This is a genomic window from Bradyrhizobium ingae (assembly GCF_055791185.1).
In genome coordinates this window covers 1-24,476 of record NZ_JBVUBB010000020.1, presented here as the reverse complement: position 1 = coordinate 24,476, position 24,476 = coordinate 1, and the positions used below count along the sequence as shown (strand labels likewise).

General features: G+C 64.5%; 27 protein-coding genes. 17 read left to right on the top strand and 10 right to left on the bottom strand.

The features are described from left to right. Positions 1-49 precede the first annotated feature (49 nt). The 5 genes from ACV1FX_RS25435 to ACV1FX_RS25415 all read left to right on the top strand — a co-directional run bounded on the left by ACV1FX_RS25435 (position 50) and on the right by ACV1FX_RS25415 (position 3,202). Positions 50-709, top strand: a complete 660-nt coding sequence (locus tag ACV1FX_RS25435) for a glutathione S-transferase family protein (RefSeq protein ID WP_473120316.1) — start codon at positions 50-52, stop codon at positions 707-709. A 116-nt stretch (positions 710-825) separates the two neighbouring features. After that, the gene (locus ACV1FX_RS25430) at positions 826-1,194 is read left to right on the top strand and encodes a YidB family protein (protein WP_473120315.1); all 369 of its coding nucleotides are present in this window, start codon (positions 826-828) and stop codon (positions 1,192-1,194) included. 198 nt (positions 1,195-1,392) lie between these two features. Then, the gene (locus ACV1FX_RS25425; protein ID WP_156944292.1) at positions 1,393-1,596 is read left to right on the top strand and encodes a hypothetical protein; all 204 of its coding nucleotides are present in this window, start codon (positions 1,393-1,395) and stop codon (positions 1,594-1,596) included. Positions 1,597-1,747: 151 nt separating this feature from the next. Next, a complete protein-coding gene (locus ACV1FX_RS25420; RefSeq protein ID WP_473120314.1) occupies positions 1,748-2,719 on the top strand; it encodes a hypothetical protein in 972 nt (323 codons plus the stop codon). 42 nt (positions 2,720-2,761) lie between these two features. After that, complete coding sequence (locus ACV1FX_RS25415; RefSeq protein WP_473120313.1) at positions 2,762-3,202, top strand: DUF1489 family protein; 441 nt, start codon at positions 2,762-2,764, stop codon at positions 3,200-3,202. A gap of 11 nt (positions 3,203-3,213) precedes the next feature. Here ACV1FX_RS25415 and ACV1FX_RS25410 read toward each other — a convergent pair whose 3' ends face one another. Continuing rightward, on the bottom strand, positions 3,214-3,963 hold the full coding sequence (locus ACV1FX_RS25410) for a hypothetical protein (RefSeq protein WP_473120407.1): 750 nt from the start codon (positions 3,961-3,963) through the stop codon (positions 3,214-3,216). Positions 3,964-4,066: 103 nt separating this feature from the next. Continuing rightward, a complete protein-coding gene (gene panC, locus ACV1FX_RS25405; protein WP_473120312.1) occupies positions 4,067-4,918 on the bottom strand; it encodes a pantoate--beta-alanine ligase in 852 nt (283 codons plus the stop codon). Positions 4,919-5,159: 241 nt separating this feature from the next. Between panC and ACV1FX_RS25400 the strand changes: the two genes are divergently transcribed. From ACV1FX_RS25400 to ACV1FX_RS25390, 3 genes are all read left to right on the top strand, one after another. After that, positions 5,160-6,083, top strand: a complete 924-nt coding sequence (locus ACV1FX_RS25400; protein WP_473120311.1) for a division plane positioning ATPase MipZ — start codon at positions 5,160-5,162, stop codon at positions 6,081-6,083. Positions 6,084-6,410: 327 nt separating this feature from the next. Beyond that, positions 6,411-7,271, top strand: a complete 861-nt coding sequence (locus tag ACV1FX_RS25395; protein WP_473120310.1) for an alpha/beta fold hydrolase — start codon at positions 6,411-6,413, stop codon at positions 7,269-7,271. Between the two features lie 145 nt (positions 7,272-7,416). Then, the gene (locus ACV1FX_RS25390; protein WP_473120309.1) at positions 7,417-8,172 is read left to right on the top strand and encodes a VWA domain-containing protein; all 756 of its coding nucleotides are present in this window, start codon (positions 7,417-7,419) and stop codon (positions 8,170-8,172) included. Here ACV1FX_RS25390 and ACV1FX_RS25385 read toward each other — a convergent pair whose 3' ends face one another. Continuing rightward, a complete protein-coding gene (locus ACV1FX_RS25385) occupies positions 8,173-8,571 on the bottom strand; it encodes a DUF302 domain-containing protein (RefSeq protein ID WP_473120308.1) in 399 nt (132 codons plus the stop codon). Positions 8,572-8,697: 126 nt separating this feature from the next. Between ACV1FX_RS25385 and ACV1FX_RS25380 the strand changes: the two genes are divergently transcribed. Further along, positions 8,698-9,420, top strand: coding sequence for a DnaJ domain-containing protein (locus tag ACV1FX_RS25380; RefSeq protein ID WP_473120307.1), 723 nt, complete (start codon positions 8,698-8,700; stop codon positions 9,418-9,420). Between the two features lie 228 nt (positions 9,421-9,648). Here ACV1FX_RS25380 and ACV1FX_RS25375 read toward each other — a convergent pair whose 3' ends face one another. Further along, positions 9,649-11,478, bottom strand: a complete 1,830-nt coding sequence (locus tag ACV1FX_RS25375; protein ID WP_473120306.1) for a serine hydrolase — start codon at positions 11,476-11,478, stop codon at positions 9,649-9,651. A gap of 389 nt (positions 11,479-11,867) precedes the next feature. On the opposite strand from ACV1FX_RS25375, the gene ACV1FX_RS25370 reads away from it, so the two are divergent. From ACV1FX_RS25370 to clpA, 3 genes are all read left to right on the top strand, one after another. After that, a complete protein-coding gene (locus tag ACV1FX_RS25370; protein ID WP_473120305.1) occupies positions 11,868-12,206 on the top strand; it encodes a phasin family protein in 339 nt (112 codons plus the stop codon). An 830-nt stretch (positions 12,207-13,036) separates the two neighbouring features. Next, positions 13,037-13,369 (top strand): ATP-dependent Clp protease adapter ClpS, encoded by a 333-nt coding sequence (gene clpS, locus ACV1FX_RS25365; protein ID WP_027523020.1) that lies wholly within the window; start codon positions 13,037-13,039, stop codon positions 13,367-13,369. A gap of 267 nt (positions 13,370-13,636) precedes the next feature. Next, complete coding sequence (gene clpA / locus ACV1FX_RS25360; protein WP_449379963.1) at positions 13,637-16,051, top strand: ATP-dependent Clp protease ATP-binding subunit ClpA; 2,415 nt, start codon at positions 13,637-13,639, stop codon at positions 16,049-16,051. A 74-nt stretch (positions 16,052-16,125) separates the two neighbouring features. On the opposite strand, the gene ACV1FX_RS25355 is transcribed toward clpA, so the two are convergent. Together ACV1FX_RS25355 and ACV1FX_RS25350 are read right to left on the bottom strand one after the other, a co-directional pair. After that, entirely contained in the window at positions 16,126-16,581 is a 456-nt protein-coding gene (locus ACV1FX_RS25355) for a PEGA domain-containing protein (protein WP_473120304.1), read from the bottom strand. 157 nt (positions 16,582-16,738) lie between these two features. Beyond that, positions 16,739-17,641: a DMT family transporter gene (locus ACV1FX_RS25350; protein WP_473120303.1), complete on the bottom strand. Its 903-nt coding sequence runs from the start codon at positions 17,639-17,641 to the stop codon at positions 16,739-16,741. Between the two features lie 294 nt (positions 17,642-17,935). Here ACV1FX_RS25350 and ACV1FX_RS25345 point away from each other — a divergent pair, with 294 nt between their 5' ends. Next, positions 17,936-18,823: a helix-turn-helix transcriptional regulator gene (locus ACV1FX_RS25345; protein ID WP_473120302.1), complete on the top strand. Its 888-nt coding sequence runs from the start codon at positions 17,936-17,938 to the stop codon at positions 18,821-18,823. A gap of 18 nt (positions 18,824-18,841) precedes the next feature. On the opposite strand, the gene ACV1FX_RS25340 is transcribed toward ACV1FX_RS25345, so the two are convergent. From ACV1FX_RS25340 to ACV1FX_RS25325, 4 genes are all read right to left on the bottom strand, one after another. Next, positions 18,842-19,003, bottom strand: coding sequence for a hypothetical protein (locus tag ACV1FX_RS25340; protein WP_473120301.1), 162 nt, complete (start codon positions 19,001-19,003; stop codon positions 18,842-18,844). A gap of 111 nt (positions 19,004-19,114) precedes the next feature. Then, the gene (locus tag ACV1FX_RS25335) at positions 19,115-19,348 is read right to left on the bottom strand and encodes a hypothetical protein (RefSeq protein WP_473120300.1); all 234 of its coding nucleotides are present in this window, start codon (positions 19,346-19,348) and stop codon (positions 19,115-19,117) included. A gap of 127 nt (positions 19,349-19,475) precedes the next feature. Then, a complete protein-coding gene (locus tag ACV1FX_RS25330; RefSeq protein ID WP_473120299.1) occupies positions 19,476-20,633 on the bottom strand; it encodes a transporter substrate-binding domain-containing protein in 1,158 nt (385 codons plus the stop codon). 145 nt (positions 20,634-20,778) lie between these two features. Beyond that, positions 20,779-21,426, bottom strand: a complete 648-nt coding sequence (locus ACV1FX_RS25325) for an HAD family hydrolase (protein ID WP_473120298.1) — start codon at positions 21,424-21,426, stop codon at positions 20,779-20,781. Positions 21,427-21,520: 94 nt separating this feature from the next. Between ACV1FX_RS25325 and ACV1FX_RS25320 the strand changes: the two genes are divergently transcribed. From ACV1FX_RS25320 to tsaA, 4 genes are all read left to right on the top strand, one after another. Then, positions 21,521-22,492: a transglycosylase SLT domain-containing protein gene (locus ACV1FX_RS25320; RefSeq protein WP_473120297.1), complete on the top strand. Its 972-nt coding sequence runs from the start codon at positions 21,521-21,523 to the stop codon at positions 22,490-22,492. 232 nt (positions 22,493-22,724) lie between these two features. Then, positions 22,725-23,465 (top strand): AzlC family ABC transporter permease, encoded by a 741-nt coding sequence (locus ACV1FX_RS25315; protein WP_473120296.1) that lies wholly within the window; start codon positions 22,725-22,727, stop codon positions 23,463-23,465. After that, positions 23,462-23,806: an AzlD domain-containing protein gene (locus ACV1FX_RS25310; protein ID WP_473120295.1), complete on the top strand. Its 345-nt coding sequence runs from the start codon at positions 23,462-23,464 to the stop codon at positions 23,804-23,806. The genes ACV1FX_RS25315 and ACV1FX_RS25310 overlap by 4 nt, the downstream gene beginning before the upstream one ends. Before the next feature lie 30 nt (positions 23,807-23,836). Further along, positions 23,837-24,328, top strand: coding sequence for a tRNA (N6-threonylcarbamoyladenosine(37)-N6)-methyltransferase TrmO (gene tsaA, locus ACV1FX_RS25305; RefSeq protein WP_473120294.1), 492 nt, complete (start codon positions 23,837-23,839; stop codon positions 24,326-24,328). The last annotated feature ends 148 nt before the right edge of the window (positions 24,329-24,476 follow it).

Sequence of the window (24,476 nt, the reverse complement as noted above, 5' to 3'; positions counted from 1 at the left end):
CGTTAAAAGCAGCGGCTTGATGGACCAGCATTTGAGAAGGACCGGTGACATGGCGCTGAAGCTCGCGATCGGCAACAAGAACTACTCGTCATGGTCGATGCGACCCTGGCTCGCGCTGCGCGCCAACGACATCCCGTTCGAGGAGGTCGCGATCCCGCTCTACACCGATAATCCAGCAGACAAGCAGCGCATCGTCTCCTTCAGCCGCGCCGGCAAGGTGCCCGTGCTGGTCGACGGTGACGTCACGGTGTGGGATTCGCTCAGCATCATCGAATACATCGCCGAGCGCTTCCCGGAGAAGAAGCTGTGGCCCGACGACGTCGCGGCGCGCGCGCATGCCCGTTCGGTTTGCGCCGAGATGCATTCCGGCTTCATGGCGCTGCGTGGCGAATGCGGCATGAACCTGCACCGGCCGGTGCGGCCGGTGACGCTGTCGGCGGATGCGCAAGCCAACATCGCGCGGGTGCAGGAGATCTGGCAGGAGTGCCGCGAGCGCTTTGGCGCGGGCGGGCCGTTCCTGTTCGGCCGCTTCGGCGCGGCGGATGCGATGTATGCGCCGGTCGTGCACCGCTTCCGCACCTATGCGATCGAAGTCACGCCGCAGACGCGCGCCTATATGGACACCATGCTGGCCCAGCCGGCATTCCAGGAATGGACACAGGACGGGCTCGCCGAAACGCTGGTCATCGAGAAGTTCGAAACCGCGTAGGCGAAGCCGGGTCGGGGCGCAGACAGGAATGTGATTGGGCGCGGCTTGACGGCAGGCCGGCGGGCGGCGCTCAATCGGGATGAGCAACGCGCATCAGGCGCAAGGGGAGACGGGCGATGGGAATCTTCGACGCGCTGGAAAACAACCCCGCATTCCGCAGCGCGCTTGGCCAGCTCGGCGCAGCGGTGTTGCCGGCCGTGCTCAACGAGGTGCTCGGCAGCAACAACCAGGGCGGCCTCGGTGCCATCGTCGCCAAGCTCGAGCAGGCGGGCTTCGGCGATCAGGTCAAGTCGTGGCTCGGCAACGGCCAGAACTTGCCGATCTCGGCCGACCAGCTCCGCCAGGTGCTCGGCAATGACACGGTGAGGCAGCTTGCCGCGCGCTACAACATCCCGGTCGACCAGCTCAGCCAGATCCTGGCCCAGGAGCTGCCCAAGGCTGTGGACAATGCAAGCCCCGACGGCAAGCTGCCGCACGGCGCCTGATACCGCCGGCGGTGGTTCCAGGCGGTACCATTGGCAGGCCGTCTGCCCGCTATCGTGCTGAAAATATTACAAAAATCACACATTTGCCATAGTGGCATTGCGCTGGCCAAGAAGGGCGGTCGCATGCTATACACCCCGCCGGGCTTCCGGCCGGCCGCCGCAGCGGGACACGTGGGCGCGGCAGGCGTTGTTTGAGTGATGGAGAGGGTGTTGAAGCACAAATTCCCCGTGGGCGCGCGCGTCCTTTTCACGGCCAGCAATATCGCGCGCCCGGCTGCCAGCGGGACCTATGAGGTCATCCGTTTGCTGCCGACCGAGGGTGACGATTGTCAGTATCGGATCAAGAGCTCGACCGAAGCCTTCGAACGGGTTGCCAAGGAAAGCCAGCTCGCCCTGTCCTGACGACGTGCAAGGGTGGGATGACGAATTGGATGTCGGTCCGCCGTCAAAAGGCCCGGTTCAAGTCAACATGGTGAGCGGGCTGCTGCCGCGCCGCGGGCAGTTGCCATCACTGAATTTGATCTTGATATGATCGCGTGAGGGGACGTCGCGCATGAACTGGGCATGGGCCAATTCGCTCGACGAAATCTGGCGCTCTGCGGGCTTTCCGATGTGGCTGACGCTGGCGGCTGCCGGCTTCTTCGGCCTGATCCTTCTGATCACGCTGCTGCGCGCCGAGCGATCGGTCGCCAACGGGGCGTTGACGGTGATCACGCTGCTCGCGATCGGCATCGCGGTTGCGGCAACCATTCGCGCCTATGGACCGGGCAGGGAAGGTCCCGCGAGCGAAGCTCGTGCGCAGCCAGTGGCAACCGCGGCGCTGCCAGCGCTATCCTGCATCGACGATCTGGCCGGCGACACCGTTCTGGCCGCCTGCGAGAAGGCGCTGTTCGGCTCGCCCGAAGCGACGGCTGCCGCCGTCTCCTATGCCGCAGCCCAGATCAGCCGGCTCACCGCGCTTGGCGATGCCGCTGCCGTCGGAAAGAACCCATCCCCCGAACTCAAGGCGTTGCGACGGGCGATCGAGCACGACCGCTATGGCCTCATCGCGCAGGTGCTGGTCGCTCGCGACGGCTGCACGCAATTCGACTGTGCCGCGTTCCGCTCGCTGACGGATCAGCAGCAGGTCGCTGCCAATATGGACGCCCATCTTTATGAGGGGCTGGTCGCGCGTTACGCATCGAGCTGGAACACGCCGGTGGCGGCGATGCCGGGTGCGGTTGCCGCGCTGCCTCCCTCGATGCCGACCGGCAAGCCGACCAATGCGGAGTTCCCGAGCGCCGCGTCGACGCCTGCCGTGAGCATCATGGCGCCTGAACCGACCTCACGCTCGGCGTCCGGAACTTCGGCGGCGCCGGCTGCGCCGCGCGCGCCAGCCTCGGCGCAGGCCTCGGCACCGCCACCTGCTGCCAAGAAGCAGCCGGCTCCGAAGGCTGCGCGCGCGCCTGCGCCTGCGCCAGTTCAAATCGCGCCGGCGGCTCAGCCCGCGCCGGCTCCGGCGCCCGCGGCTGCGGATAACAACTAGTTCGGCATTCCAAATGCGCGGCCAGACCGCTAATGCTGGGGCATGCCACTCCATCTGATCAAGCTTGCCGTCGGCTGCGACTCCGTCAAGGAATTGAAGGAGTGGATCGCCGAACGGATGCAGACCGCCAAGAAGAAGGGTCTGCCGCAACGTCATATCCATATCACCCGCATGGTCCCCAAGCGCGACGCCGAGATCCTGGCAGGTGGCTCGCTCTACTGGGTGATCAAGGGCGAGGTCGCCGCGCGCGAAAAGATCATCGGCATCGAGCCGTTCCGCGACAAGGACGGCATCGGACGCTGCCGGATCGTGATGCAGCCCAAGGTGATCTCCGTGTCGCCGCGGCCGATGCGGCCGTTCCAGGGCTGGCGCTATCTGACGGAGGATGCCGTGCCGCCCGATCTCGGCAAGGCCGCCGCCGGAACCATCGCCGCGATGCCCGAGCCGATGCGGCGCGAGCTGCGCGATCTCGGCTTGCTCTGAACCGCCGTTAATTACGGCGGCGTGACGATGTGCAGCCGCGCCCAGTCTGTTGACGGCATCTCGATCCGCCGCCCGCCTTCGCCAAGACTGTCCTCGATGTCGATCAGTTCCGGCTCCACGCCCATATCGTGCAGGTATCGTCGATACTGCTCGCCAAAATGCGCCGTCAGGCTCTCGCGTTGCTCGGCCGGGACATTGGGCGCAACGCGGTTGCGGATGAAGCGTCCCGTCAGCACCACCTTCGCGCCCTGAGGCAGGCTGCGATGCACGCCGCCGGCGAGCACGAGCAGGCAGGCAAAGTCGCAGGCCGGGTTCGGCACCGTCACCTTGGCGTCGAGCGGTCCGCCCGGGCGCTTCAGCGCAAAGCATTCGGCCTCCGCCTTGCTGGCGCAGGCTTCGACCTCGGTTGCACCGGCGGTGGTGTCGAGGCCGCGGTCGCGCAGGATGCGACCGAGGCTGGTCGCGACATTGAGGTCGGACTCGCCCCAGCTATGGATCACAAGCGGCAGCTTGCGGCCTTGCTGACGATCGAGGATCGCGATCAGCCGCTTGTAGCTGTCCCATTGCACGGCGCCCTCGGCGGCGATCCAGTCCGAGCAGCCCGGTCCGCAGGCGCCGACCGGACCATGGGCGACATAGAAGATCATGGCGTTCGGCGCCGAGCCGAACGCGCCGATCGGCGGCCGCTGCTGCGCTTGGGCGGCCCCGCCAGCGGTAAGCGCCAGTACACAGCTCGCGATGATCGTGCGGATGGATGGCATGCCTTGCCGGTCGGCTTTTTCGTCCCCGCGCCGATCATCCATGCGGGCGAAGGTCCGCGCAAGTGCAACCCGAAAACCGCTTCGCACTTTTCCGGATCGTGCTTTAAACCGCGATATTGTCGATCAGGCGGGTGGTGCCGAGCCGCGCCGCCACCAGGATGCGCAGCGGCCCGTCTTCGCGCGAGGTGACCGGCGCCAGCGTCTCGGCCTGGCGGGCTTCAAAATAGTCGAGCGCAAAGCCGGCCTTTTCGATCATCCCGGCGCCACTCGCCATCGCCGGCGCGATCGCTTCGCCGGCGCGGATCCGCCCGGCGCTTTCCGTCATGGCACGGTAGAGGGTGGGGGCGAGCTTGCGTTCCTTGGCCGACAGATAGACGTTGCGCGAGGACATCGCGAGCCCGTCGCGCTCGCGCAGCGTGCGCGAGCCGACCACCTTGACGCCGAGGTCCAGATCCCCGGCCATCTGCGTTACCACCCGCAGCTGCTGAAAGTCCTTCTCGCCGAAGATCGCGACATCCGGGCGACACTGCGTGAACAGCTTGGCGACGACGGTGGCCACACCGCCGAAGAAATGCGGCCGGAAGCGGTCTTCCAGTCCGGCGAGCGCCGGTCCCTGCGGCACGATGCGGGTTGCAAAGCCCTCCGGGTACATGGCCTCGACCGTCGGGTGCCAGACGAGGTCGACGTCCTCCGCCGCGAGTTTCGCGATATCGGCGTTCCAGGTGCGCGGGTAGGCGCCAAAATCCTCGGTCGGTGCGAACTGCGTTGGGTTGACGAAAATCGAGACGACGACTCTGCTCGCGCGTCGCTTGGCGAGGCGCACCAGCGACATGTGCCCGTCATGGAGCGCGCCCATCGTCGGCACCAGCGCGACGGTCGCCTTCCGCTTGCGAAGAGCATCGAGGCTGCGCCGCAGGGCAGGGACCGTGCGGGCAATCAGGGGACTTCGTGGCATCGGGCGCTCCGCGGGACAGGGGCTAACCTTAACAAGCGGCATGGGTGGACGCCATGCACCTGCCGGAGTCAGAGAATGTTTCGCGCGGCACGACAATGTGCGCTGGAACATAGAGGCAAGCATGCGTGCGATTCATGATTAAGAACCGCGCGTTGCGATTTGCATTTCCTGTCACGCATTTCACTTGACCGCAGACGCGGTCAACTTGAAGATATTTGTCAGGGGCGTTGAGGATTCCTAAATGCTTGTGCAGGCTAGCCAAGGCCAATCGGGCTCGGCGCACGTTGTCGTGCTCGGCAACGAGAAGGGTGGCTCGGGAAAATCAACCACCGCCCTGCACATCGCGGTTGCGCTGCTGAAGGCCGGCCAGCGCGTCGCCACCATCGACCTTGACTGCCGGCAGCAAAGCTTCACCCGCTACATCAACAATCGTTCCGCCTGGGCGCGCCGCACCGGCCTCGCGCTCGAGCTGCCGGTGCATCGCTGCATCAAGCTCGGCGAGACCATGCAGATCGCCGAGAACGAGAACTCCGAGTTCCTCCAATTCATGGAGGCGGTCTCGGCGGTCGAGAACAATTTTGATTTCATCGTCATCGATACGCCCGGCACCGACAGCTACCTCATGCGGCTCGCGCACTCGATGGCGGACACGCTGGTCACCCCGATCAACGACAGCTTCCTCGACTTCGATGTGCTCGGCACCGTCGAGCCCGCCAACTATGCGGTGACCGGCGAAAGCCACTATGCCGAGATGGTCCGCGATGTCAGGCGCAAGCGCCGCCAGCTCGACGGCTCGACCTCCGACTGGATCGTTGTGCGCAACCGCCTGTCGATGCTGGGCTCACGCAACAAGCAGCTCGTCGCCGACGGGTTGAAGGAATTGTCGCTGCGGCTCGGCTTCCGCTATGTCGACGGCTTTGCCGAGCGTGTCGTCTATCGCGAATTTTTCCCGCGTGGCCTGACCGCCCTCGACGATATCGACGAAGCGACCCTCGGCATGCGCCCCAATCTCGGCCACGTCACCGCCCGCGAGGAGGTGACGAGCCTGCTTCGCCAGCTCAAGCTGCCGCTCGACGAGCGCGGACGCCGCCGCGCCGCCAACCGCGCCGAATGGTTCAGCCAGGTCGACAAGCCGCTCGAGCTGCACGACATCCTCGGCGCCTGACCGGGCGCGGTACGCTGCTACTTCCACTGACGTTTTTTCGACCGGGGCGCAGGTTCCCTGGGAACCGGACGGAGCCATCGCGATTAACCGCGCGCAGCCGGGTTGCGCCTGAAGTAGAATTTTACCTGACGTAGTGGTCTTGGAATACCGTGCCCACAAAACGCGTGCGGCGCACAATGAAAGAGCTGCCAGTTCACAAATTTTGGTCTTCCCGTCACGACGCTGTGACATATATTAAGGAATAACCGACAGGGGGCCCCGAGAGCCCTTAAGCAACACGATTTCAACTGGGATTTCAGGCCAGAAGGCCTGAGGCTGAGGACGAAAATGAAGCGTGGAATTGCCGTACTGGTTTCGGTCACCGTCCTTGCGGGCGTCGCCTATTTCACGGCGAGCAAGTGGGCCATCAAGCACGAGACGATCACCTTCTACGACGCCTCGCGCGACAACCGGCCGGTGCCGGTTGATATCGCCGTCCGTCGCGATCGCGAGATGCAGGCAGATAGCGGCCTGATCACGCTGCCGGTTGCCGTGATCAACCACGGCAACACCGTCAAGAACACCGAGTATGGCTTCCTTGCCAACGTCTTTGCGATGCGTGGCTATCTGGTCGTGAGCCCGCAACATGACTTGCCGACCGATCCTCCAATGGTCACCAAGCCGGGCGAGCTTTACGTCGGCCGCCTGCCGCAGATCCTCCGCGGCGTTGCCAACATTCACCTGGCGCTTCAGGAGATGAAGAAGGTCCAGCCGAACGCCGACTATACGAAGGTGAGCATGGTCGGCCATTCGATGGGCGGCGACATCACCATGTATTTCGCCAAGCAATATCCGGATGAGGTCAAGAAGGTCGTGACGCTGGACAATCTCCGCGTGCCCTTCGTCACCGCCGGCAAGTTCAAGATCCTGTCGTTCCGCTCTCATGATCCGCAGTTCAAGACCGATCCGGGCGTGCTCCCGACGGACGAGGAGTGCGAGAAGGCTGGTATCACCGTCGTGAAGACGGACTTCCAGCACAATGACATGCGCGACACCGGACCGGATGGCGCGAAGAACTCGATCCAGGGCATGCTCGACAAGTTCCTGGCCGATACCGATAGCGAGGTGGCGCCGGTCGATACGTTGAAGGCGCCGCCCAGTGCGCTCGAGCCCGGCCCGGTTGCGCTGATGGCGCCTTCCAAGAGCTGACGCATCAAGAGCTGACGTTTCCATCGACTTCCGGATTTTCGTCCTGCCAGGCCTCCGCTGTTGACCGCCGCGGAGGCCTTTACGCATTGACCGATCATGGCGCGCTCGCCACATATGGACGGTACTGTCCATTCTGCGAGCAGGAATGTCCGGCGAACCGACCAAACCACCCAGCGGCGATGCCGTGTCGGCGCGGGCCGCGGCCCCGGATAAGTTGCCGCAGGCCAAGACCTCGGCCAGCGACGACATCGCGGCTTTCGTCGCCAAGGCGCGTGCGATGTCGCCGCATGCGCCGGGCGCGAAGGGCCGGTTGATTTTCGCGCTCGACGCCACGATGAGCCGGCAGCCGACCTGGGACATGGCCTGCGCGCTCCAGGCAGACATGTTCCGCGAGGCCGCCGCGCTAGGCAGCCTCGATATCCGGCTCGTCTATTATCGCGGCTTCAACGAGTGCCGTGCGACGGGATGGATCTCCGACAGCTCCAGGCTCGCCCGCCTGATGAGCAAGATCGATTGCCGTGGCGGCGATACCCAGATCGGCCGGGTGCTTTCGGAGGTGCGACGCGAGGCGGCATCCTCCGGCGTGCGCGCGGTGGTTTTCGTCGGCGACGCCATGGAAGAGAAAGTCGACGAGCTCTGTGCCAAGGCCGGTGAGCTCGGCATGCTCAAGGTCCCCATCTTCATGTTTCAGGAAGGTCATGACGCAACCGCCGAGCAGGCGTTCCGCGAGATCGCACGGCTGACCGGCGGAGCCTGGTGCAGGTTCGATCCGGGCGCGGCGGCGCAACTGCGCGAGCTCCTGCGCGCGGCAGCGGCCTACGCCGCCGGCGGCCGCGAAGCGCTGCTCAGGCTCGCCAAGACGACGAGCGGCGCAGCCAAGCTGATCGGGCAGATGAAGTAGTCAGGCCGCCGCGGTTTCCACGACCGCTCGGATGGCCGCGCTCATCCTGCCGATCGCCTCGGCGGCATCGGCGCTGACCTCGTGCCGTCGGGCGAGCCAGGCGGGATCATTGTAGGACAGCCAAGTGTCGCCGGACGCGTCCTGCCAGACCAGCGCTTTCAGCGGCAGGTCGATGCCGATGGTCTGAACCGACTGCATCAGCGGCGTGCCGGCCCTGGCGTTGCCGAAGATCAAGACCTCGGTCGGCGGCAGCGGCAGTCCGGCCTCCATCGCGCCGGCGGCGTGGTCGATCCGAGCGAAGACCCGCATGCCCTTCGCCTTCACTTCCGCTTCGAGCCGGTCCATCGTTTCCCTTGGCCCGTGATGGCTCGATCGGGTCACCAATCCCTCGACGCTCATCGCACGCTCCGTTTCGTGCTGCGTTGGCCCGACTATCCGGTGGAAGAGCGGCCGCGACAAACGAACTTCTCGTGTGCTCGGAACGTCCTCCATGCTTTTTGCGACCGGGCAGACTATATTCGGATCATGCCGACCCTGATCGCAGGCGCTGTTGCCGTCGTTACCCTGTACCTGCTGCTGCAGATGTTCCGTTCCGCCAATCCGGCGGTGCTCGCGCGCGCCATCAAGGTCGGCGGCGGGGTCGTGGCGCTGGCGGTGGCAGCCTTCACGGGCCTGCGGGGCGAGCTGGCGGTCGCCATCCCGCTCGGCATCTTCGGTGCCGGCCTGCTCGGCTGGACCCCGCTCGCGAACTCGAGCTTCGGCAATATCGGCGGGCTGTTCGGCGCGACGCGCTCGCCGGGACAGACCTCGCGCGTGCGCTCGCAGTTTCTGGACATGCAGCTGGACCACGAATCCGGCCAGCTCGCGGGCCAGATCGTCGCGGGGCCTTACGCGGGCCGTTCGCTCGACGAATTCGACCTCGCCGCGCTGCTTGCGATGGCCCCCGCCTTCGACGCGGAGAGTGTCGCGTTACTCGAAAGCTATCTGGACCGCCGGTTTCCCGCCTGGCGTCAGGACGCGCAAGGAAATGCGGCAGGGCGGCAGGGCCGCGCGGCGCCGAGCGGCAAAATGACGGCGGAGGAAGCCTACCAGATCCTTGGCCTGCAGCCTGGAGCGGGGCGCGACGAGATCGGCCGGGCCCATAAGACCTTGATGAAGAAATTGCATCCCGACCAGGGGGGCTCGACGTATCTCGCTGCCCGGGTAAACGAGGCCAAGGATACTCTGCTTCGCACGCATAACGGCTAACTCCGGCAACCAACGCTACAAACGCCCGTACCGCGTCAGCTCCGTATTGCTCTGTCTGCCGTCGCCCCGATGTCGCCCGCCAATTGTCGGCGTGGTCGATCCCTTGAGCAAAATTTTAACCGTAAATCGTTGACGAGAGGTTGTTGCGGAACAGTCTTCGTGCCTGCCTGAAACGACAATGCCCGCGCGGAAGGCGCGGGCATCGGGATCGGACCAATTGGGTCGGCGTCAGTTGCGAACGGTAATGCAGGAGATGTCGGCGCGCTTCAGCGTGCGGCAGACGGCCTCCGCCTGGTCGCGCTCGAGGCCGGCGAAGCGGGCGCGGAACAGCTTGCGATTATCCTTGGCGACGACCTCGGTGAAGGGATCGGCCTTGCTGAGCAGGCCGCGAGCCGAACTGCGGGCGGCTTCGATGCGCTGCTGCGCTTCGTTCTCGCTCTCCAGCGCGCCGACCTGGACGATCCAGCCGCTGTGCGTGACGACCGGCTTGGTCGTTGCGCTCATCTGGATCGGTTGAGGGGCGGGCTCGGCCGAGGCGAGTTTTGCGGCAGGCGCGGGGGCCGGGGCGCTGGACGCCGGCAGGACACCAAGGATGCCGTTGCCAGTGCCAAAGCCCGGCGGCTGCGGCGGCAATTCGCTGCGGGCGACTTCAGGCTTGGCGATTTCGGACTTGGCGATGACGTCCGGCTTGTTGACGATTTCGGCCTTGGCGACGACGGCGCCCGAGGTTTCTGCGACTTCGGCACGCGCGCTGGAGATCGTGTTGGTGATCGGCGGGGCCGGCTGCGACGGGGCTGCGGAAGCGACCTTCACGGCGCCGGCCTTGACCTGAACCGTCCTCACCTTGACCGGCTTCATCGGCTCGGACGAGCCCGGAATGATCGAGAGCGGCTGGCTCGAGATCACGCCATTGGTCAGCGGCGCGGGTTCGACCTTGGATTCGACTGCCTTGGGCTCCGGCTTGGCCATCGGCGGCATCGCCGCGGTGGCGGCGGCAAGCGCGGCGAAGCGCGAGGCAGGGCGCGGCGCGGGCGCTTCGGGAGCGGGGGCTGCAGCGGCCTGGACCTGCGGTGCTGCTCGCGCCGGCGTGTCGGAGGCGTCGGCGACATCGGTGCTGATATCGGCGCCATTGCGCTCGGTGATGGCCGCGACCGTGCGCGTGCCCGCGCCCTTCTCGAGATTCTCCGCAAGCAGGTTGCGCATGATTGCGTCGCGCGAGCCGCCGCTGCGGCCGCCCAGGACCACGCCGACCAGGAAGCGGTTGCCGCGGTGAATCGAGCTGACGAGATTGAAGCCGGAGGCGCGGGTGTAACCGGTCTTGATGCCGTCGACGCCCTCGACGCTGCCGAGCAGGTGATTGTGGCCCGTGATCGTGCGGCCGCGGAAATTGAAGGCCGTGGTCGAGAAGTAGCGATAGTAGCGCGGGAAGCGATCCTGGATCGCGCGGCCAAGCGTAGCCTGGTCGCGGGCCGTCGTGTTCTGCTCGTCGTTGGGAAGGCCCGAGGCGTTGCGATAGACCGTCCTGGACATGCCGAGCGCGCGCGCCTTGCGCGTCATCATGCTGGCAAAATCCTCTTCGGTGCCGCCGATATATTCGGCGATGACGACTGCGGCGTCGTTGGCGGAGCGCGTGACGAGGCCCTTGATCGCGTCCTCGACCCGGATGGTCTGGCCGGGGCGCAGGCCCAGCTTGGTGGGGTCCTGATCGGCGGCGTGTTCGGACACCGGCATCTCGCTGTCGAGCTTGACCTTGCCGGACTCCAGACGCTCGAACAGCAGATAGAGCGTCATGATCTTGGTGAGCGAGGCGGGATGACGAATTCCATCGGGGTTCGTCGCTTGCAGCGTCGTGCCGGAATTGCCGTCGACGATGATCGATGCGAATTGCGGGCTATAGCTCTCGCCGGAGTCGCGGTGCACGCGATGCGCATAGTGGCGGCTGCGATGGCGCCGCGCTTCGGCCGCGTCGGTCGTGAACATGACCGCGGTGGTGATTGTAAGAAGCCCGAAGACCCCAGCCCGCGCCAAGCGCGAGGAAGACCAGTTCTTACGAAGCATGAAACCCCGTCCCCGTTTCTGACTTGATCACCGGCTCGTGAGGCAAAATTGTGCCCTCCAGGTCCGGGACCATGACCTGCTTGATCCGCCGATCCGCCAGCGCTGATCGCCGGCAATCGAAGCTCAAGCCGCTATTCTGGCTAAGGCGATGTTCTCGAACGGCTTTTGACCGCTTGTCGGAAGCTGAACACGTCCAGGGAATCAGGGTAGGGGCGGTCGGTTTCCAAAAGCTTAAGGAACCCTTGCGTAGATGCCCGGGAATCATCTCGAATTGCATCTAGTTTTGTGCGTCGCACAATATTCTTGACTTTTTTGTGCGTTGCACTAATTATGGGCAATGTCAGGTAGGCGAGGCCGCCGGACGAGTGCCAGGGAAAAAGGATTCCAAGATGTTCAAGGTTGAAGACTTTCAGAACTACGGAAAAGAGCAGTTCGAGCAGTGCGTCGCCTCCGCGACCTCGGTGCAGCACGGCATCCAGGCGATCGCCAGCGCCTATGGCGACTACACCAAGAAGTCGTTCGAGGACACCAAGTCCTTCGTTGAGAAGCTTTCCGGCGTGAAGTCGCTGGACAAGGCGCTGGAAGCGCAGACCGATTTCGCGCGCTCCGCCTACGAGACCTTCGTTGCGGAATCGCAGAAGATCGCCGGCCTCTACAACGACCTCGCCAAGCAGGCGTTCAAGCCGGTCGAGACCATCGTCTCGAAGTTCACCCCGGCCGCTCAGTAACTCTTTTTCAAGTCCTGGAATCGGAAAAGCCCGGCTGGTTCAGCCGGGCTTTTTTCGTGGGCGCGTTCGCGTGGGCATTGTGAGACTCTGAGCCTGAGCACAGTGCCGATCGTGCGAAGGTCGTCACGATCCGGCTCGAGCTCGTCACCATGAAGAATTTGCTCGAGCTGCTCGCGCAGCTCCGCGGAACGATGTCGGACGGTCGTCGACTGAATTGTCGGGACCGTTTGGCTTGTCGGCGAGCGCTGGATTCAAACGTTGATCGCGGGGGCCGCGTCCGACAGGATTGGGTTTGAACGGGCCGTCGGCGCATGAGCACGATGGTCCGCGAGGGGCTGCTCGTGACGTTTCAGCGTCGGCAGCGCGACCTCGTCGGTGAAGAAACGCGCCAGCGAATGGGCTCGCTGATTGGACCGTAGAAAACCGGAGTTGGCGCCCCTCGATTCTGGCTACCGGCGATTTGTGTTGGGTTCCTGATGGGGACAAAAAAATCCGCCGGCGGATTTTTTTGTCAAACTGGTCCGGATTGATTAACCTTGGTCAGGATCGCCGCGGACCGGGAATCGGGACCGCCGCGGCCGCATAGGCCGGGCCTCCGCACGCTTGCAGCGGGCCGGGGGCGGGCCCATATTCACCGATGTCGTTCCGGTGAGGACCGGACCGGTCGGGAGCGGCGATCGAACAAGGCGGCGCGCCTATGCGAGGCTCCGACGGCGGAGCAGCGTGGAGGGCTGCCGTACGCTTCCGTGGGGATTTTGAACGCCTGTGCCATGCCGCAACTAATTTCCAGTCTCGATCTGCCCGCGTCAGCCGTCGCCCATGCTCCCCGGATGAGCAATGACGAGAACCGTTCTAATGGTCCGTCCGGCCCGAGCACCTCGGTCATCACCAAGGTCAAGCCCAAGACCAAGCGGCCCAACCTCTACCGGGTGCTGATCCTGAACGACGACTACACGCCGATGGAGTTCGTGGTTCTCGTGCTGGAGAAGTTCTTCAACAAGGACATCGAGGCAGCGACCAAGATCATGCTGCATGTCCACCATCACGGCATCGGCGAATGCGGCGTCTTCACTTACGAGATCGCCGAGACCAAGGTCACGCAGGTGATGGATTTTGCACGCAAGCACCAGCATCCCCTGCAATGCGTGATGGAAAAGAAGTAGCGCGTCCCGCCTTCTGCGCGTTCTGACATTCGTGTCACCCGGTTCGCCATCCTCACGGCCGTCATGGCCGGCGAACTACGGGGAGTAGGGGACCGGCGCCGACCCCCGCCCAAATCGGAACGGGACTTGCATCGAAAATACCGCGCATGAGTCCAGCGTCGCGGAACCGCTCTTTCGCCGCGATCTTGTATAACTATATGTGACAAAGGTTGTTGTTGCCTGACCGGGCGATGGCGATCATGATGGTGGGGGCCACAGAGGACGCGAATGCCGACTTTTTCCCAAAGCCTTGAACAATCCCTGCATCGTGCGCTGGCGATCGCAAATGAGCGCCATCACCAATACGCGACGCTCGAACATTTGCTGCTGTCGCTGATCGATGACTCCGACGCAGCAGCCGTCATGCGGGCCTGCAGCGTCGATCTCGACAAGCTGCGCACCAGTCTCGTCAACTATCTTGAGACCGAATTCGAAAATCTGGTGACGGACGGAGCCGACGACGCCAAGCCGACGGCCGGTTTCCAGCGCGTGATCCAGCGCGCCGTGATTCACGTGCAGTCATCCGGTCGTGAGGAAGTGACCGGTGCGAACGTTCTGATCGCGATCTTCGCCGAGCGCGAGAGCCACGCCGCGTATTTCCTGCAAGAGCAGGACATGACGCGTTACGACGCGGTCAACTACATCAGCCACGGCATCGCCAAGCGGCCGGGCGTCTCGGAGGCGCGCCCCGTTCGCGGCGTCGACGAGGAAACCGAGACCAAGGGCAACGAGGACTCCAAGAAAAAGGGCGAGGCCCTGGAGACCTACTGCGTCAACCTCAACAAGAAGGCGCGCGACGGCAAGATCGATCCGGTGATCGGTCGCAACTCCGAGATCAACCGCGCCATCCAGGTGCTGTGCCGCAGGCAGAAGAACAACCCGCTGTTCGTGGGCGAGGCCGGCGTCGGCAAGACCGCGATCGCGGAAGGCCTGGCAAAGCGCATCGTCGACAGCGAGGTGCCGGAAGTTCTGGCGGCTGCGACCGTGTTCTCGCTCGACATGGGCACGCTGCTCGCGGGCACGCGCTATCGCGGCGACTTCGAGGAGCGCCTGAAGCAGGTGTTGAAGGAGCTCGAGGCGCATCCCAACGCCATCCTGTTCATCGACGAAATCCACACCGTGATCGGTGCGGGTGCGACGTCGGGCGGCGCGATGGATGCCTCGAACCTGCTCAAGCCGGCGCTCGCCTCGGGCACGATCCGCTGCATGGGGTCGACCACCTACAAGGAATACCGCCAGCATTTCGAGAAGGACCGCGCGCTGGTGCGGCGCTTCCAGAAGATCGACATCAACGAGCCGACGGTCGAGGACGCGATTGCGATCCTCAAGGGCCTCAAGCCGTACTTCGAGGACTACCACCGGCTGAAATACACCAACGAGGCCATTGAGGCCGCGGTGCAGCTCTCTTCGCGCTACATCCACGATCGCAAGCTGCCGGACAAGGCGATCGACGTGATCGACGAATCCGGTGCGGCGCAGATGCTGGTTGCCGAGAACAAGCGAAAGAAGACCATCGGCATCAAGGAGATCGAAACCACGATCGCCTCGATGGCGCGGATCCCGCCGAAGAGCGTGTCGAAGGACGATGCCGAGGTGCTCAAGCATCTCGAGCAGACCCTGAAGCGCGTCGTGTTCGGCCAGGACAAGGCGATCGAGTCGCTGTCCGCCTCGATTAAGCTGGCGCGTGCCGGCCTGCGCGAGCCGGAGAAGCCGATCGGCTGCTACCTGTTCTCAGGGCCCACCGGCGTCGGCAAGACCGAGGTCGCAAAGCAGCTTGCGTCCAGCCTCGGTGTCGAGCTGTTGCGCTTCGACATGTCCGAATACATGGAGCGGCACACGGTGTCGCGCCTGATCGGCGCGCCTCCCGGCTATGTCGGCTTCGACCAGGGCGGGCTGCTCACCGACGGCGTCGACCAGCATCCGCATTGCGTGGTGTTGCTCGACGAGATCGAGAAGGCGCATCCCGATCTCTACAATGTGCTGCTCCAGATCATGGACCATGGCCGGCTCACCGATCACAACGGCAAGCAGGTCAACTTCCGCAACGTGATCCTGATCATGACCACGAATGCCGGCGCGGCCGATCTCGCCAGGCAGGCCTTCGGCTTCACCCGCTCGAAGCGGGAAGGCGACGACCACGAGGCGATCAACCGGCAGTTCGCGCCGGAATTCCGCAATCGTCTCGATGCCATCGTGTCCTTCGCCCACCTCAATGCCGACGTGATCGGCATGGTCGTGGAGAAGTTCGTGCTCCAGCTCGAAGCGCAGCTCGGCGACCGCGACGTCACGATCGAACTGTCCGAAGAGGCCAAGGCCTGGCTGATCAAGCACGGCTATGACGAGCAGATGGGCGCGCGGCCGATGGCCCGTGTGATCCAGGAGCACATCAAGAAGCCGCTTGCCGACGAGGTGCTGTTCGGCAAGCTCAAGGGCGGCGGCCATGTCCGCGTCGTGTTGGTCAAGGACGAGGCCGACGCCGAGAAAGACAAGATCGGCTTCGAGTTCGTCGAGGGCCCCGTCACGCCGAAGCAGGAGAAGCTGCCCGGCACGCGCAAGCGCCCGCCGTCAGGCAAGTCCAAGCCGGGCGGTCCCGGCGGCCCCTCCAAGGGACCGACCTCCAAGGGACCGCTGGTCAAGGTTTGATCGGGAGCGTCATGAATTGAAAAAAGGCCGGCTCAAGAAGCCGGCCTTTTTGTCGCGCGCCTGTTGCGTCGGCGTTAGGTGCCGGCCTCGGGGGCCTTCGGCGGGCGCGGCTTTCTCGCGGCCGGCGCCGGGGCCCGTGGCGGCGGAGCCGAGGGCTGCATCGTGACGATGACGGGATTGGGCTTATGATCGGTCGCCGCGCCCGTTGCCGCATCGACGCCCATGCCCACGATGCCTCCCAGCAGCAGATTCCCGGCAAAGCCGGCGGCTCCCGTGCCCGGGATGTCGCGCTGCAGCTGGACCACCTGCGGCTCGTAGCCCGGCTTCTGGAAGGTGATGGAAATGTCGGCGTTGCGCTTGGCGACGACCGAGCACGGCGTGGTGCAGGTGGTCGGCACGTCAAGGCCGGAAACCACGGCCTCGGCGCCGGATGGCGTTGATGAAATGGCGATATTTTCCGTCGTCCCGCGCGTGACCGACGCGCAGCCGCCCAGCATGACGCCGAGCGCCACAATTCCAACTTTTCGCATGAAATGCCCCTAAAATCCCCGCTGCAATCAAGCGCAACCAGCGCGCGAGGGCAAGTAGCAGATAGCCGACTGGTCAAGCCACGCACAGGTTGTGCCGCGGTGGCGTGGGGCGGATGAGGCGTGCCGCTACCCGAAGTGGGACGCCGGGATGGAGCCATCAAGCCCGTGTTTCCAAGGCCACCGCGCGGTTCGGCGGCAGGCGCACGAAGAGGACGATGTTGCCGAGGCCCACGAGCGCCAGTCCGGTGATCGACCACGGCGACCAGTGGTAGGCCTCGAAGGCGCTGGAGACAGCGAGCGCGACCACGGGGTAGAGCACCGTCACATAAGCGGCGCGATCGGCACCTAGCCGCGCCACCAGCGAGAGATAGGCGAGAAAGGCGGCGATCGTGCCGATCACGGCAAGATAGAGCAGGCTGAGGAGATAGCCGGGCGAGGGGTCGATCACGAAGGCGGCGCCTCGTGCCTCGCAGAAGAGAGCGAGGCAGACCGTGCCCCACGTCATGGCCCGGGTGACCGCGTTGGGAAGATTCGTGCCGTTCGCCGTGGCACGCAGCGAGGCGAAATTGCCGAGCGAGAAGACGAGCGCGGCGGCAAGCTGCAGCGCAACCCCGAGCGCCGTTCCTGCATCGACCGCAACGCCCGCGAACGTCTCGCCGAAAAGGATGACGATGCCGACCATTCCCAGCAAAGCGGCACTGAGGACTCGCCGGCTCGGTCGCTCGCCGCGGAAGAGCCATTGGTTGAGCGGATTGAATATCGTCACCGTCGTGAAGATGACGGAGGCGACGCCGCTCGCGATATGGCCGATCGCGGCATAGGTGAGGATGTAGTTGACGCAGAAGAGGCAGATGCCCATGGCCGCAAACCAGCCATGCTGCCGCAAGTCGACGCGCTGCAACCGCCCTGTTGCCGCAAGGCCGGCCCACATCAAGGCCGTCGCGAGAGCGAAACGCCAAAGGATCGAGACCTCCGGAGCGACGATCCCGAGCTGCAGCTTGATCGCGAACCAGGTGAAGCCCCAGGCAAGGACGACAGTAATGAAGAGCAGAGCGGTCATGACACTTGGCGGTACACCTGGCGGTTGGCAATTCTCGATCCCTAAAGCGCGATGAGATAAGGATGAATCGTCATCGCGCTTCAGGTTGTTGTTTGCGCATGAATCTTTCCGGAAGACCGCTTCGCGCTTTTTCGGACCATGCTTTAGTACGGGCCCGGCGAGCTTGTCTGTCGCAACGCTGCCTGTTCTTGTCAGGATCTTGCTCTAAAGCACGACGGCCGAGGCGGCCGCCGTTGTGGCGCGGGGGCTCTTTTGCTCTAATCGGCCACGTCTTCAACCGCCGTTTGGCTAGCGATGTCCGGTCTTCAGGGTTTCACCGTCTTTGATTGCCTCAATGGCGCCCATGTGTCGTTGCGGAGCGCTGTCGCGCTTGGCGGGGGCCTCGCGGTGGCATTGTGGGAGCGTGACGAGACGGCCTTCACGCGCTACGCCGATCCCAACCATCACACGATCAGCCTTTACCTGCGCGGCGGCGAAGGCATCTGTCGTCGACGCGACGGAGAGCGCATCGGCAGTTACGGCGCCGGCAGCCTCTGCACCATGCCGCGCGGTCTCACCAGCGATTGGGATGTCAGCGGACCCATCGCCATGTTCCACCTCTATGTCGCGCGTGCGGCCTTCGAGCGCGCCGCCGTGGAGGCACTTCACGCCGATCCTGCCGCCATCGAGCTGCGCGATGAGACGTATTTTCGCGATCCCCGCCTCGAGACGTTGATACGCGAGGCCATGCTGCCTCTCGCCTGGGATGAGCCGGCAGAGCGGGTGGCGCTTGGCCATGCCGCGCAGACGCTTCTTGCCTATGTGATCGCGCGCTTCACCACACGTGGTCCGGCAGCGCTGCGGACCCGTGGCGGTATCCCGCCGGCGCGACTGCGACGCATCACCGACTTTGTAGAAACCTATCTCGACGGACCGCTCGGCATCGAGGATCTCGCAGGGGTCGCCGAGCTCAGCCCCTACTATTTCGCACGCATGTTCAAGCGCGCCACGGGTGAAACCCCGCATGGTTTCGTCTTACGCCGTCGTATCGAGCGCGCAAAGCAACTGTTGGCGACAGCCGATATTTCGCTTGCCGAGGTCGCGCTCGCCTGCGGCTTCAGCAGCCAGAGCCACTTCACGCAGCGCTTCCGTGCCTTGAGTGGCATGACGCCGCGCCAATACACGCGCCTGCTGCGGGGTTGAGCGACGGCGAGCAGGGCGCTACCAGCGCGACGTCGCCTTGCCGAAGAGATAGAGAGCGATCAGGCCCGCAGTCACCAGCGTCGAGAAGACGAGGACGTTACGATCCCAGTCGATCCGCTTCCTCTCCTCTCTGTTGAGGCTGAGGGCGGTGAACAGTGCCTTCATGGCAAATCGGCGCATCGACGATCCTCGCGCCTGGACGATGGCACGTCCGGCACAGAACGGCTTGACACATGTCAATGCGTGACGCGCATGCAACCGGACGAAGGGACCGGCTGCAGGCGATATCAGCTATCCGCCCCAGTTCTTGTAGGGGCTGTCGACCGTCGGATCGGGTTGGTCGCTCGGCACGTATACATAGGGGGCCGGCGCCCGAGGCGGTGCATAGCCGAAACTCGACATGGGATCCCTGAACACGCGAGGGGCAGGGTCAACCGCATAGTGCCGGTGCGTTCGATGCACCGGCGCGGCGTTGGCAGCACTCGATAGTGCGATCAGAAGGCTCAGAAGCAAGACGGGACGCATTGCGTTCTCTCCGATGGACCTGACACCGGCTCTAGGTGAGGTTCGCCTTGCGACACCGCAATCTCTCGCGGCTTCACAATCGGTCACATCGGCGGGATATTGCGATGCCCCGGCGCGTTCCATTGGACTAGTGCTTGCCGAACCATTCCTCGTAAATCCGCTGATAGGCATCGCTCTCGCGCAACGCCAGAAGCGCCTCATTCACGTGCTTGCGCAGCGGACTGCCGGTCGGAAAGACGATGCCGTAGTCTTCCCGATGGAAGATGCTGCCAACGGTGCGAGCCGATCCTCTGCCGTCGTGGGTCGTGTAGTAGAGCAGTGCCGGTGAATCGAAAACGACCGCGTCGACTTCCTGATTCAGCAAGGCGCTGTAGAGGTCATCGATCTTCTCAAATTCACGGACCTGAGCCCTGACTTCATTCAGATAGATGGTTGCCGTGCTTCCCCGTGACGTGCCGACGTTCTTGCCGACGAGGTCCTGCGGACTGTTGATCGGTCCCCGGATCTGCTGGATCGTCAGCGATGCGGTGAGCTGCGCCGTATAGAACGCCACGAACACGACGCCCGTGAACATCCAGAGCACTGCGACGATGCGGGCGATCCAGTGCCGGGGCATTTGATCCGCCTGGGTCGCCAGCGTACCGGCTGCCCAAAACATTGCATGGAAGATTCCCGGAAAATACCGCCTGGTTGGAATGATTCCGTTATGATGGTGCCGCTCCACCAGGAAGATCAGATGCGCCGGTATGAGGATCAGGAGCAGCGCAATGCCGAGCCAGATCAGGAGAGTGCGGGAGAAGAACAGCTCCACGAACTCGAGCAGCGGATTGGGCTCGACATTGGCGGCGGTACCACGCACCAGGATCTGCAGTCCCGAATTCAGGATCGGTTGCGAGAAGTCGAACCTGTTCTCGCGCTCGGATGTGATCGAGACTGCTGCGATCCCGAGATCGGCCCGTCCGCTTTCCACGGCGGCAAGCAACTCGCCGACGTCGGGCGTGATGATGTACTCGGTCTCGCGATGCAGCCGCTCCCCAATGGCGTTCCAGAGCTCGATGCTGAAGCCGCTCAAAGTGCCGTTCTTCTCGATGACGAGGGGAGGGACTATTCGGGTCGCGACCCGAAGCTTGGTGGTCCCTGGCTTGGTAGTCTCTTCTTGGGCGGTGGAGCAGGAGAAGCAGACGAATAGCGCTAACGCCAACCCGAGGGCCGCGGCGGGCGCGAGCATCAGGAATGGCCGGGCGGTCCCTGCACGAAAACGGACCGCAGGATTGGTGCGAGGCATCAAATCGTTTCCCGGTTGCGCCCTCGTTGTCGGCGCGTACGCCACGGCTGCTTCGGAAGATTGCATCGGACGCGCGCCTTCGATCAACCGGAAAGCGGTCCTGTCTGACTGGATTGATGGAGGCCGGGAGGGACGCGCCTGACGTTCAGGCGGCGCGCGTCGCGCAATGGGCGAGCAGCTCGGGGTGCGCAGCGCAGATGTGGTGCGCGCCGGCGTCCCTGAGCTCGGTCTCGCTGCCATAGCCATAGAGCACGCCGATCGCGGTCATGCCGTTCTTGCGCGCGCCGACCACATCGTGGCTGCGGTCGCCGATCATGACAGCCGTTTGCGGGTTTACTTTCGCGGTATCGAGTGCGTAGCGCAGCAGGTCGCCCTTGTCGACGCGGGTGCCGTCGAGCTCGGAGCCGAAGACCTGCTCGAAATAGCGCCGCAGGCCGAAATGATCGACGATGCGGCTTGCGTAGATCACGGGCTTGCTGGTCGCGACGAACATGCGCGCGCCCGTCATCGAGAGCGTGGACAGGGTCTCCTCGATCCCGCCATAGGCCTCGTTCTCGAACAGGCCGATATCGGAAAACCGTTCACGATACAGCAGCAGCGCCCGGTCCGCGAGTTCGTCGGTTCCGGTGAGCTTCTTCAGGCTGGCATGCAGGGGCGGGCCGATGCACCAGGTCAATTCGTCCTCGCTCGGGACGTGCTGCCCGAGCCGTTCCAGAGCATACTGGATCGAGCGGGTGATCCCCGGCTTCGGATCGGTCAGCGTGCCGTCGAGATCAAAATAGATTGTAGCCATTCCGTCCCGGCCTGCGTTGATTATGCCGCCAGTTGCTAGTTGGCTTGCCTCTCGAGTTCAAGACCGAATTGTCCGATATCGGCGGTACCTGCCAATGACACGAGCCCGCTATGCGCTCTGCCAAGCCGCTACCGCGCTGTTCTGGGTTGCGCCGGCGGCGGCTTGGGACAATTCGCCCGCCAAAACCAATGTCGCCGTGCCGAGCGTCGAGGAGCTCGCGATGCCGCCGACAAAGCCGGCGGACGCGGCGCGCGAGAGCGACACACGGGAATCGATCTGCCTGATCATCGAGGCGGCGGCGCGCGATGCCAGCCTGCCGCTCGAATTCTTTGCCCGCGTGATCTGGCAGGAAAGCCGGTTCCAGAGCGACGCAGTCGGCCCGGTGACGCGCAGCGGCGAGCGCGCGCAGGGCATCGCGCAGTTCATGCCTGGCACGGCGAGCGAGCGCGGGCTGCTTGATCCCTTCAATCCGGTGCAGGCGCTGCCGAAATCGGCGGAATTCCTGAATGAGCTGCGCAATCAGTTCGGCAATCTCGGGCTTGCGGCGGCTGCCTACAATGCCGGGCCGCGCCGGGTGCAGGAATGGCTCGCCGGCACGGGCGGCATGCCGGATCAGACGCGCAATTACGTCGTCGCCATCACCGGCTCGACGGTTGAGGACTGGAAGGCGGCCGGGCATGGCGGCAAGACGCCGCAAACCTCACCGCCGACGAGCTGTCGCGAGCTGATGGCGCTGCTCAAGCGCGCGCCCAACCCGTTCGTCGCCGGGCTCGAGCAGCACGTCGAGCTCGCCGCCGCCAAGATCTGGGGCGTGCAGCTCGCCGCCGGCTTCGATCGCAACAAGGCGCTCGCGATGTATTCCCGCGCGGTCACGCGGCTGAGCTCGGTCGTCGGGGACCGCGACCCGAGCCTGCTCTCCTCGGTGATGCGCAGCCGCGGCACGCGCGCCTTCTACCAGGTGCGCATCGGAGCCGATACGCGACCGGAGGCAGATGATCTCTGCAACCGCATCCGTAAAGCCGGCGGCGCCTGCTTCGTGCTGAAGAACCGGGGGGTGACGGGGTAGGGGGACTTCCGTCTCCTTTCGTCATCCCAGGGCGCGACGAAGTCGCGACCCTGGAATCCATCGCGCAGCAACCTCTGTGGCCCAATGGATTCCGGGCTCGCGCCCAAGTGGGCACGCCCCGGAATGACGAGGGGAGGGTGGCGCGCATGCCAGCCCCGCCGCGTGGTTCCTTGACGTCACGCCTGGCATTGCCCGTTATGCCGTCACGATTCCTCACCCGATCCGGCTCCCCGTGGCGTTTCCTCCGCTCGATTCATCTGACTGGCACAGCCCTTGGCGCGCCTTTGCGTGGGGGCTGCGCTCGATCACGCAGACCATCCTCACCATCGTGCTGTTCGTGACCTATCTGGGCATCGGGGCGCTCGCCCATGACACGCATTTCAGCCTGGCCTGGGCGCTGGCCTCGACGCTGTTCGTCTGGGCCGGACCGGCGCAGATCATCCTGATCACGACGCTCGGCTCCGGGGCGACCATCATCCAGTCGGCGATCGCCGTCACCGTCAGCGCCATCCGCCTGTTTCCGATGGTGGTATCGGTCATGCCGCTGATGCGAACGCCGACCACGAAACGGCGCGAGCTGATCTTCGCGGCGCATCTCACTGCCGTGACGCTATGGGTCGAATGCCACCGCTTCCTGCCGCAGGTGCCGCGGGAGCGGCGGATCGCCTTCGTCCACGGGCTTGGCTTTGGCCTGGTCTCGGTGTGCCTGGCCGCAAACACAATCGGCTATTTCCTCGCGGCCAACCTCACGCAGACGCTGGGCGCGGCGATCCTGCTGCTCACGCCGCTATCGTTCCTGTTCTCGACCGCGCGCAACAGCCGCGAGATCGCCGATGTCGTCGCGCTGGTGCTCGGGCTCGTGCTCTATCCGCTGGCTGCGAAGATGAACAGCGGCCTCGATATCCTCGTCAGCGGTGTGGTGGCGGGGACCATCGCTTATGGCGTCCATGTCTGGCGGGAGGCGCGCGCTTGAGTGGCTTCATCGGCGACTGGCATGCGCTCGCCGTGCTGTTCGCGGCCGGCGTTATTCCCAACCAGATATGGCGCATGCTGGGCCTGTGGTTCGGCGGCGGCATCGACGAGGGCTCGGAGCTCCTGGTCTGGGTGCGGGCCGTGGCGACGGCGATCCTGGCCGGCGTCATCGCCCAGATCGTGGTGCAGCCGCCGGGTGCGCTCGCCAGCGTGCCCGATGTCCTGCGGTATGGCGCGGTGGTCGCCGGCTTCATCGTCTTCATGCTGACCCGCCGCTCGATCTTCGCCGGCGTCGTCACCGGCGAGCTGTTCATGCTGGTCGGCAGGTGGTGGCTGGGCTAAAACCGCCGGCGGACAGCAAGGAACAGGAAAATGGTTCGCGAAAATGAGCTCCGCGAAGGCGAGGTCGCGATCGAGCTGCCGGCGCCGCAGGATGCCGGCCTGGTCTTCATCGGCCGGATCCGCACGCCCTGGAGCTCGCGGCTGGAGACGCCGCGGCAGGGACGGCATGACGGCCCGGTGTGCCGGCTGGAGATTTTCGAACCCTTCGTGCCGGCGATCAAGGGCGTCGACTTCTACAGCAATCTCGAAGTGCTCTATTGGCTCGACCGGTCGCGTCGCGACATCATCCTGCAGAGCCCGAAGAACAACGAAAAGACCCGCGGCACGTTTTCGCTGCGTTCGCCGGTGCGGCCTAATCCGATCGGCACCTCGATCGTCAAGCTGGTCGGCATCGAGGGCAATACCATCCTGGTGCGCGGCCTCGACTGCATCGACAACACGCCGCTGATCGACATCAAGCCCGACCGCTGCGAGTTCACGCCACTGGCCGCGCCGCAGGCCGGAGATTTCCAGACGGAGTGACGGTCTTACCGTCGTCATTGCTGTGCAAGTTCATTAATTCGGTGATCGAATCCAGCCCAGCAGGGAGGGTTCGATGCGCGACAATAGCTTCGATCGGACGATTGAACGGAATTACCTTCAGAAATGGCGGTTCCTGATTGCTGAGTAT

Excerpts from the sequence above, each read along its gene's own strand:
- ACV1FX_RS25435 (WP_473120316.1), top strand. The coding sequence starts at position 50 with ATGGCGCTGAAGCTCGCGATCGGCAACAAGAACTACTCGTCATGGTCG.
- ACV1FX_RS25430 (WP_473120315.1), top strand. The coding sequence starts at position 826 with ATGGGAATCTTCGACGCGCTGGAAAACAACCCCGCATTCCGCAGCGCG.
- ACV1FX_RS25425 (WP_156944292.1), top strand. The coding sequence starts at position 1,393 with ATGGAGAGGGTGTTGAAGCACAAATTCCCCGTGGGCGCGCGCGTCCTT.
- ACV1FX_RS25420 (WP_473120314.1), top strand. The coding sequence starts at position 1,748 with ATGAACTGGGCATGGGCCAATTCGCTCGACGAAATCTGGCGCTCTGCG.
- ACV1FX_RS25415 (WP_473120313.1), top strand. The coding sequence starts at position 2,762 with ATGCCACTCCATCTGATCAAGCTTGCCGTCGGCTGCGACTCCGTCAAG.
- ACV1FX_RS25410 (WP_473120407.1), bottom strand. The coding sequence starts at position 3,963 with ATGCCATCCATCCGCACGATCATCGCGAGCTGTGTACTGGCGCTTACC.
- panC (WP_473120312.1), bottom strand. The coding sequence starts at position 4,918 with ATGCCACGAAGTCCCCTGATTGCCCGCACGGTCCCTGCCCTGCGGCGC.
- ACV1FX_RS25400 (WP_473120311.1), top strand. The coding sequence starts at position 5,160 with ATGCTTGTGCAGGCTAGCCAAGGCCAATCGGGCTCGGCGCACGTTGTC.
- ACV1FX_RS25395 (WP_473120310.1), top strand. The coding sequence starts at position 6,411 with ATGAAGCGTGGAATTGCCGTACTGGTTTCGGTCACCGTCCTTGCGGGC.
- ACV1FX_RS25390 (WP_473120309.1), top strand. The coding sequence starts at position 7,417 with ATGTCCGGCGAACCGACCAAACCACCCAGCGGCGATGCCGTGTCGGCG.
- ACV1FX_RS25385 (WP_473120308.1), bottom strand. The coding sequence starts at position 8,571 with ATGAGCGTCGAGGGATTGGTGACCCGATCGAGCCATCACGGGCCAAGG.
- ACV1FX_RS25380 (WP_473120307.1), top strand. The coding sequence starts at position 8,698 with ATGCCGACCCTGATCGCAGGCGCTGTTGCCGTCGTTACCCTGTACCTG.
- ACV1FX_RS25375 (WP_473120306.1), bottom strand. The coding sequence starts at position 11,478 with ATGCTTCGTAAGAACTGGTCTTCCTCGCGCTTGGCGCGGGCTGGGGTC.
- ACV1FX_RS25370 (WP_473120305.1), top strand. The coding sequence starts at position 11,868 with ATGTTCAAGGTTGAAGACTTTCAGAACTACGGAAAAGAGCAGTTCGAG.
- clpS (WP_027523020.1), top strand. The coding sequence starts at position 13,037 with ATGAGCAATGACGAGAACCGTTCTAATGGTCCGTCCGGCCCGAGCACC.
- clpA (WP_449379963.1), top strand. The coding sequence starts at position 13,637 with ATGCCGACTTTTTCCCAAAGCCTTGAACAATCCCTGCATCGTGCGCTG.
- ACV1FX_RS25355 (WP_473120304.1), bottom strand. The coding sequence starts at position 16,581 with ATGCGAAAAGTTGGAATTGTGGCGCTCGGCGTCATGCTGGGCGGCTGC.
- ACV1FX_RS25350 (WP_473120303.1), bottom strand. The coding sequence starts at position 17,641 with ATGACCGCTCTGCTCTTCATTACTGTCGTCCTTGCCTGGGGCTTCACC.
- ACV1FX_RS25345 (WP_473120302.1), top strand. The coding sequence starts at position 17,936 with ATGTCCGGTCTTCAGGGTTTCACCGTCTTTGATTGCCTCAATGGCGCC.
- ACV1FX_RS25340 (WP_473120301.1), bottom strand. The coding sequence starts at position 19,003 with ATGCGCCGATTTGCCATGAAGGCACTGTTCACCGCCCTCAGCCTCAAC.
- ACV1FX_RS25335 (WP_473120300.1), bottom strand. The coding sequence starts at position 19,348 with ATGCGTCCCGTCTTGCTTCTGAGCCTTCTGATCGCACTATCGAGTGCT.
- ACV1FX_RS25330 (WP_473120299.1), bottom strand. The coding sequence starts at position 20,633 with ATGCCTCGCACCAATCCTGCGGTCCGTTTTCGTGCAGGGACCGCCCGG.
- ACV1FX_RS25325 (WP_473120298.1), bottom strand. The coding sequence starts at position 21,426 with ATGGCTACAATCTATTTTGATCTCGACGGCACGCTGACCGATCCGAAG.
- ACV1FX_RS25320 (WP_473120297.1), top strand. The coding sequence starts at position 21,521 with ATGACACGAGCCCGCTATGCGCTCTGCCAAGCCGCTACCGCGCTGTTC.
- tsaA (WP_473120294.1), top strand. The coding sequence starts at position 23,837 with ATGGTTCGCGAAAATGAGCTCCGCGAAGGCGAGGTCGCGATCGAGCTG.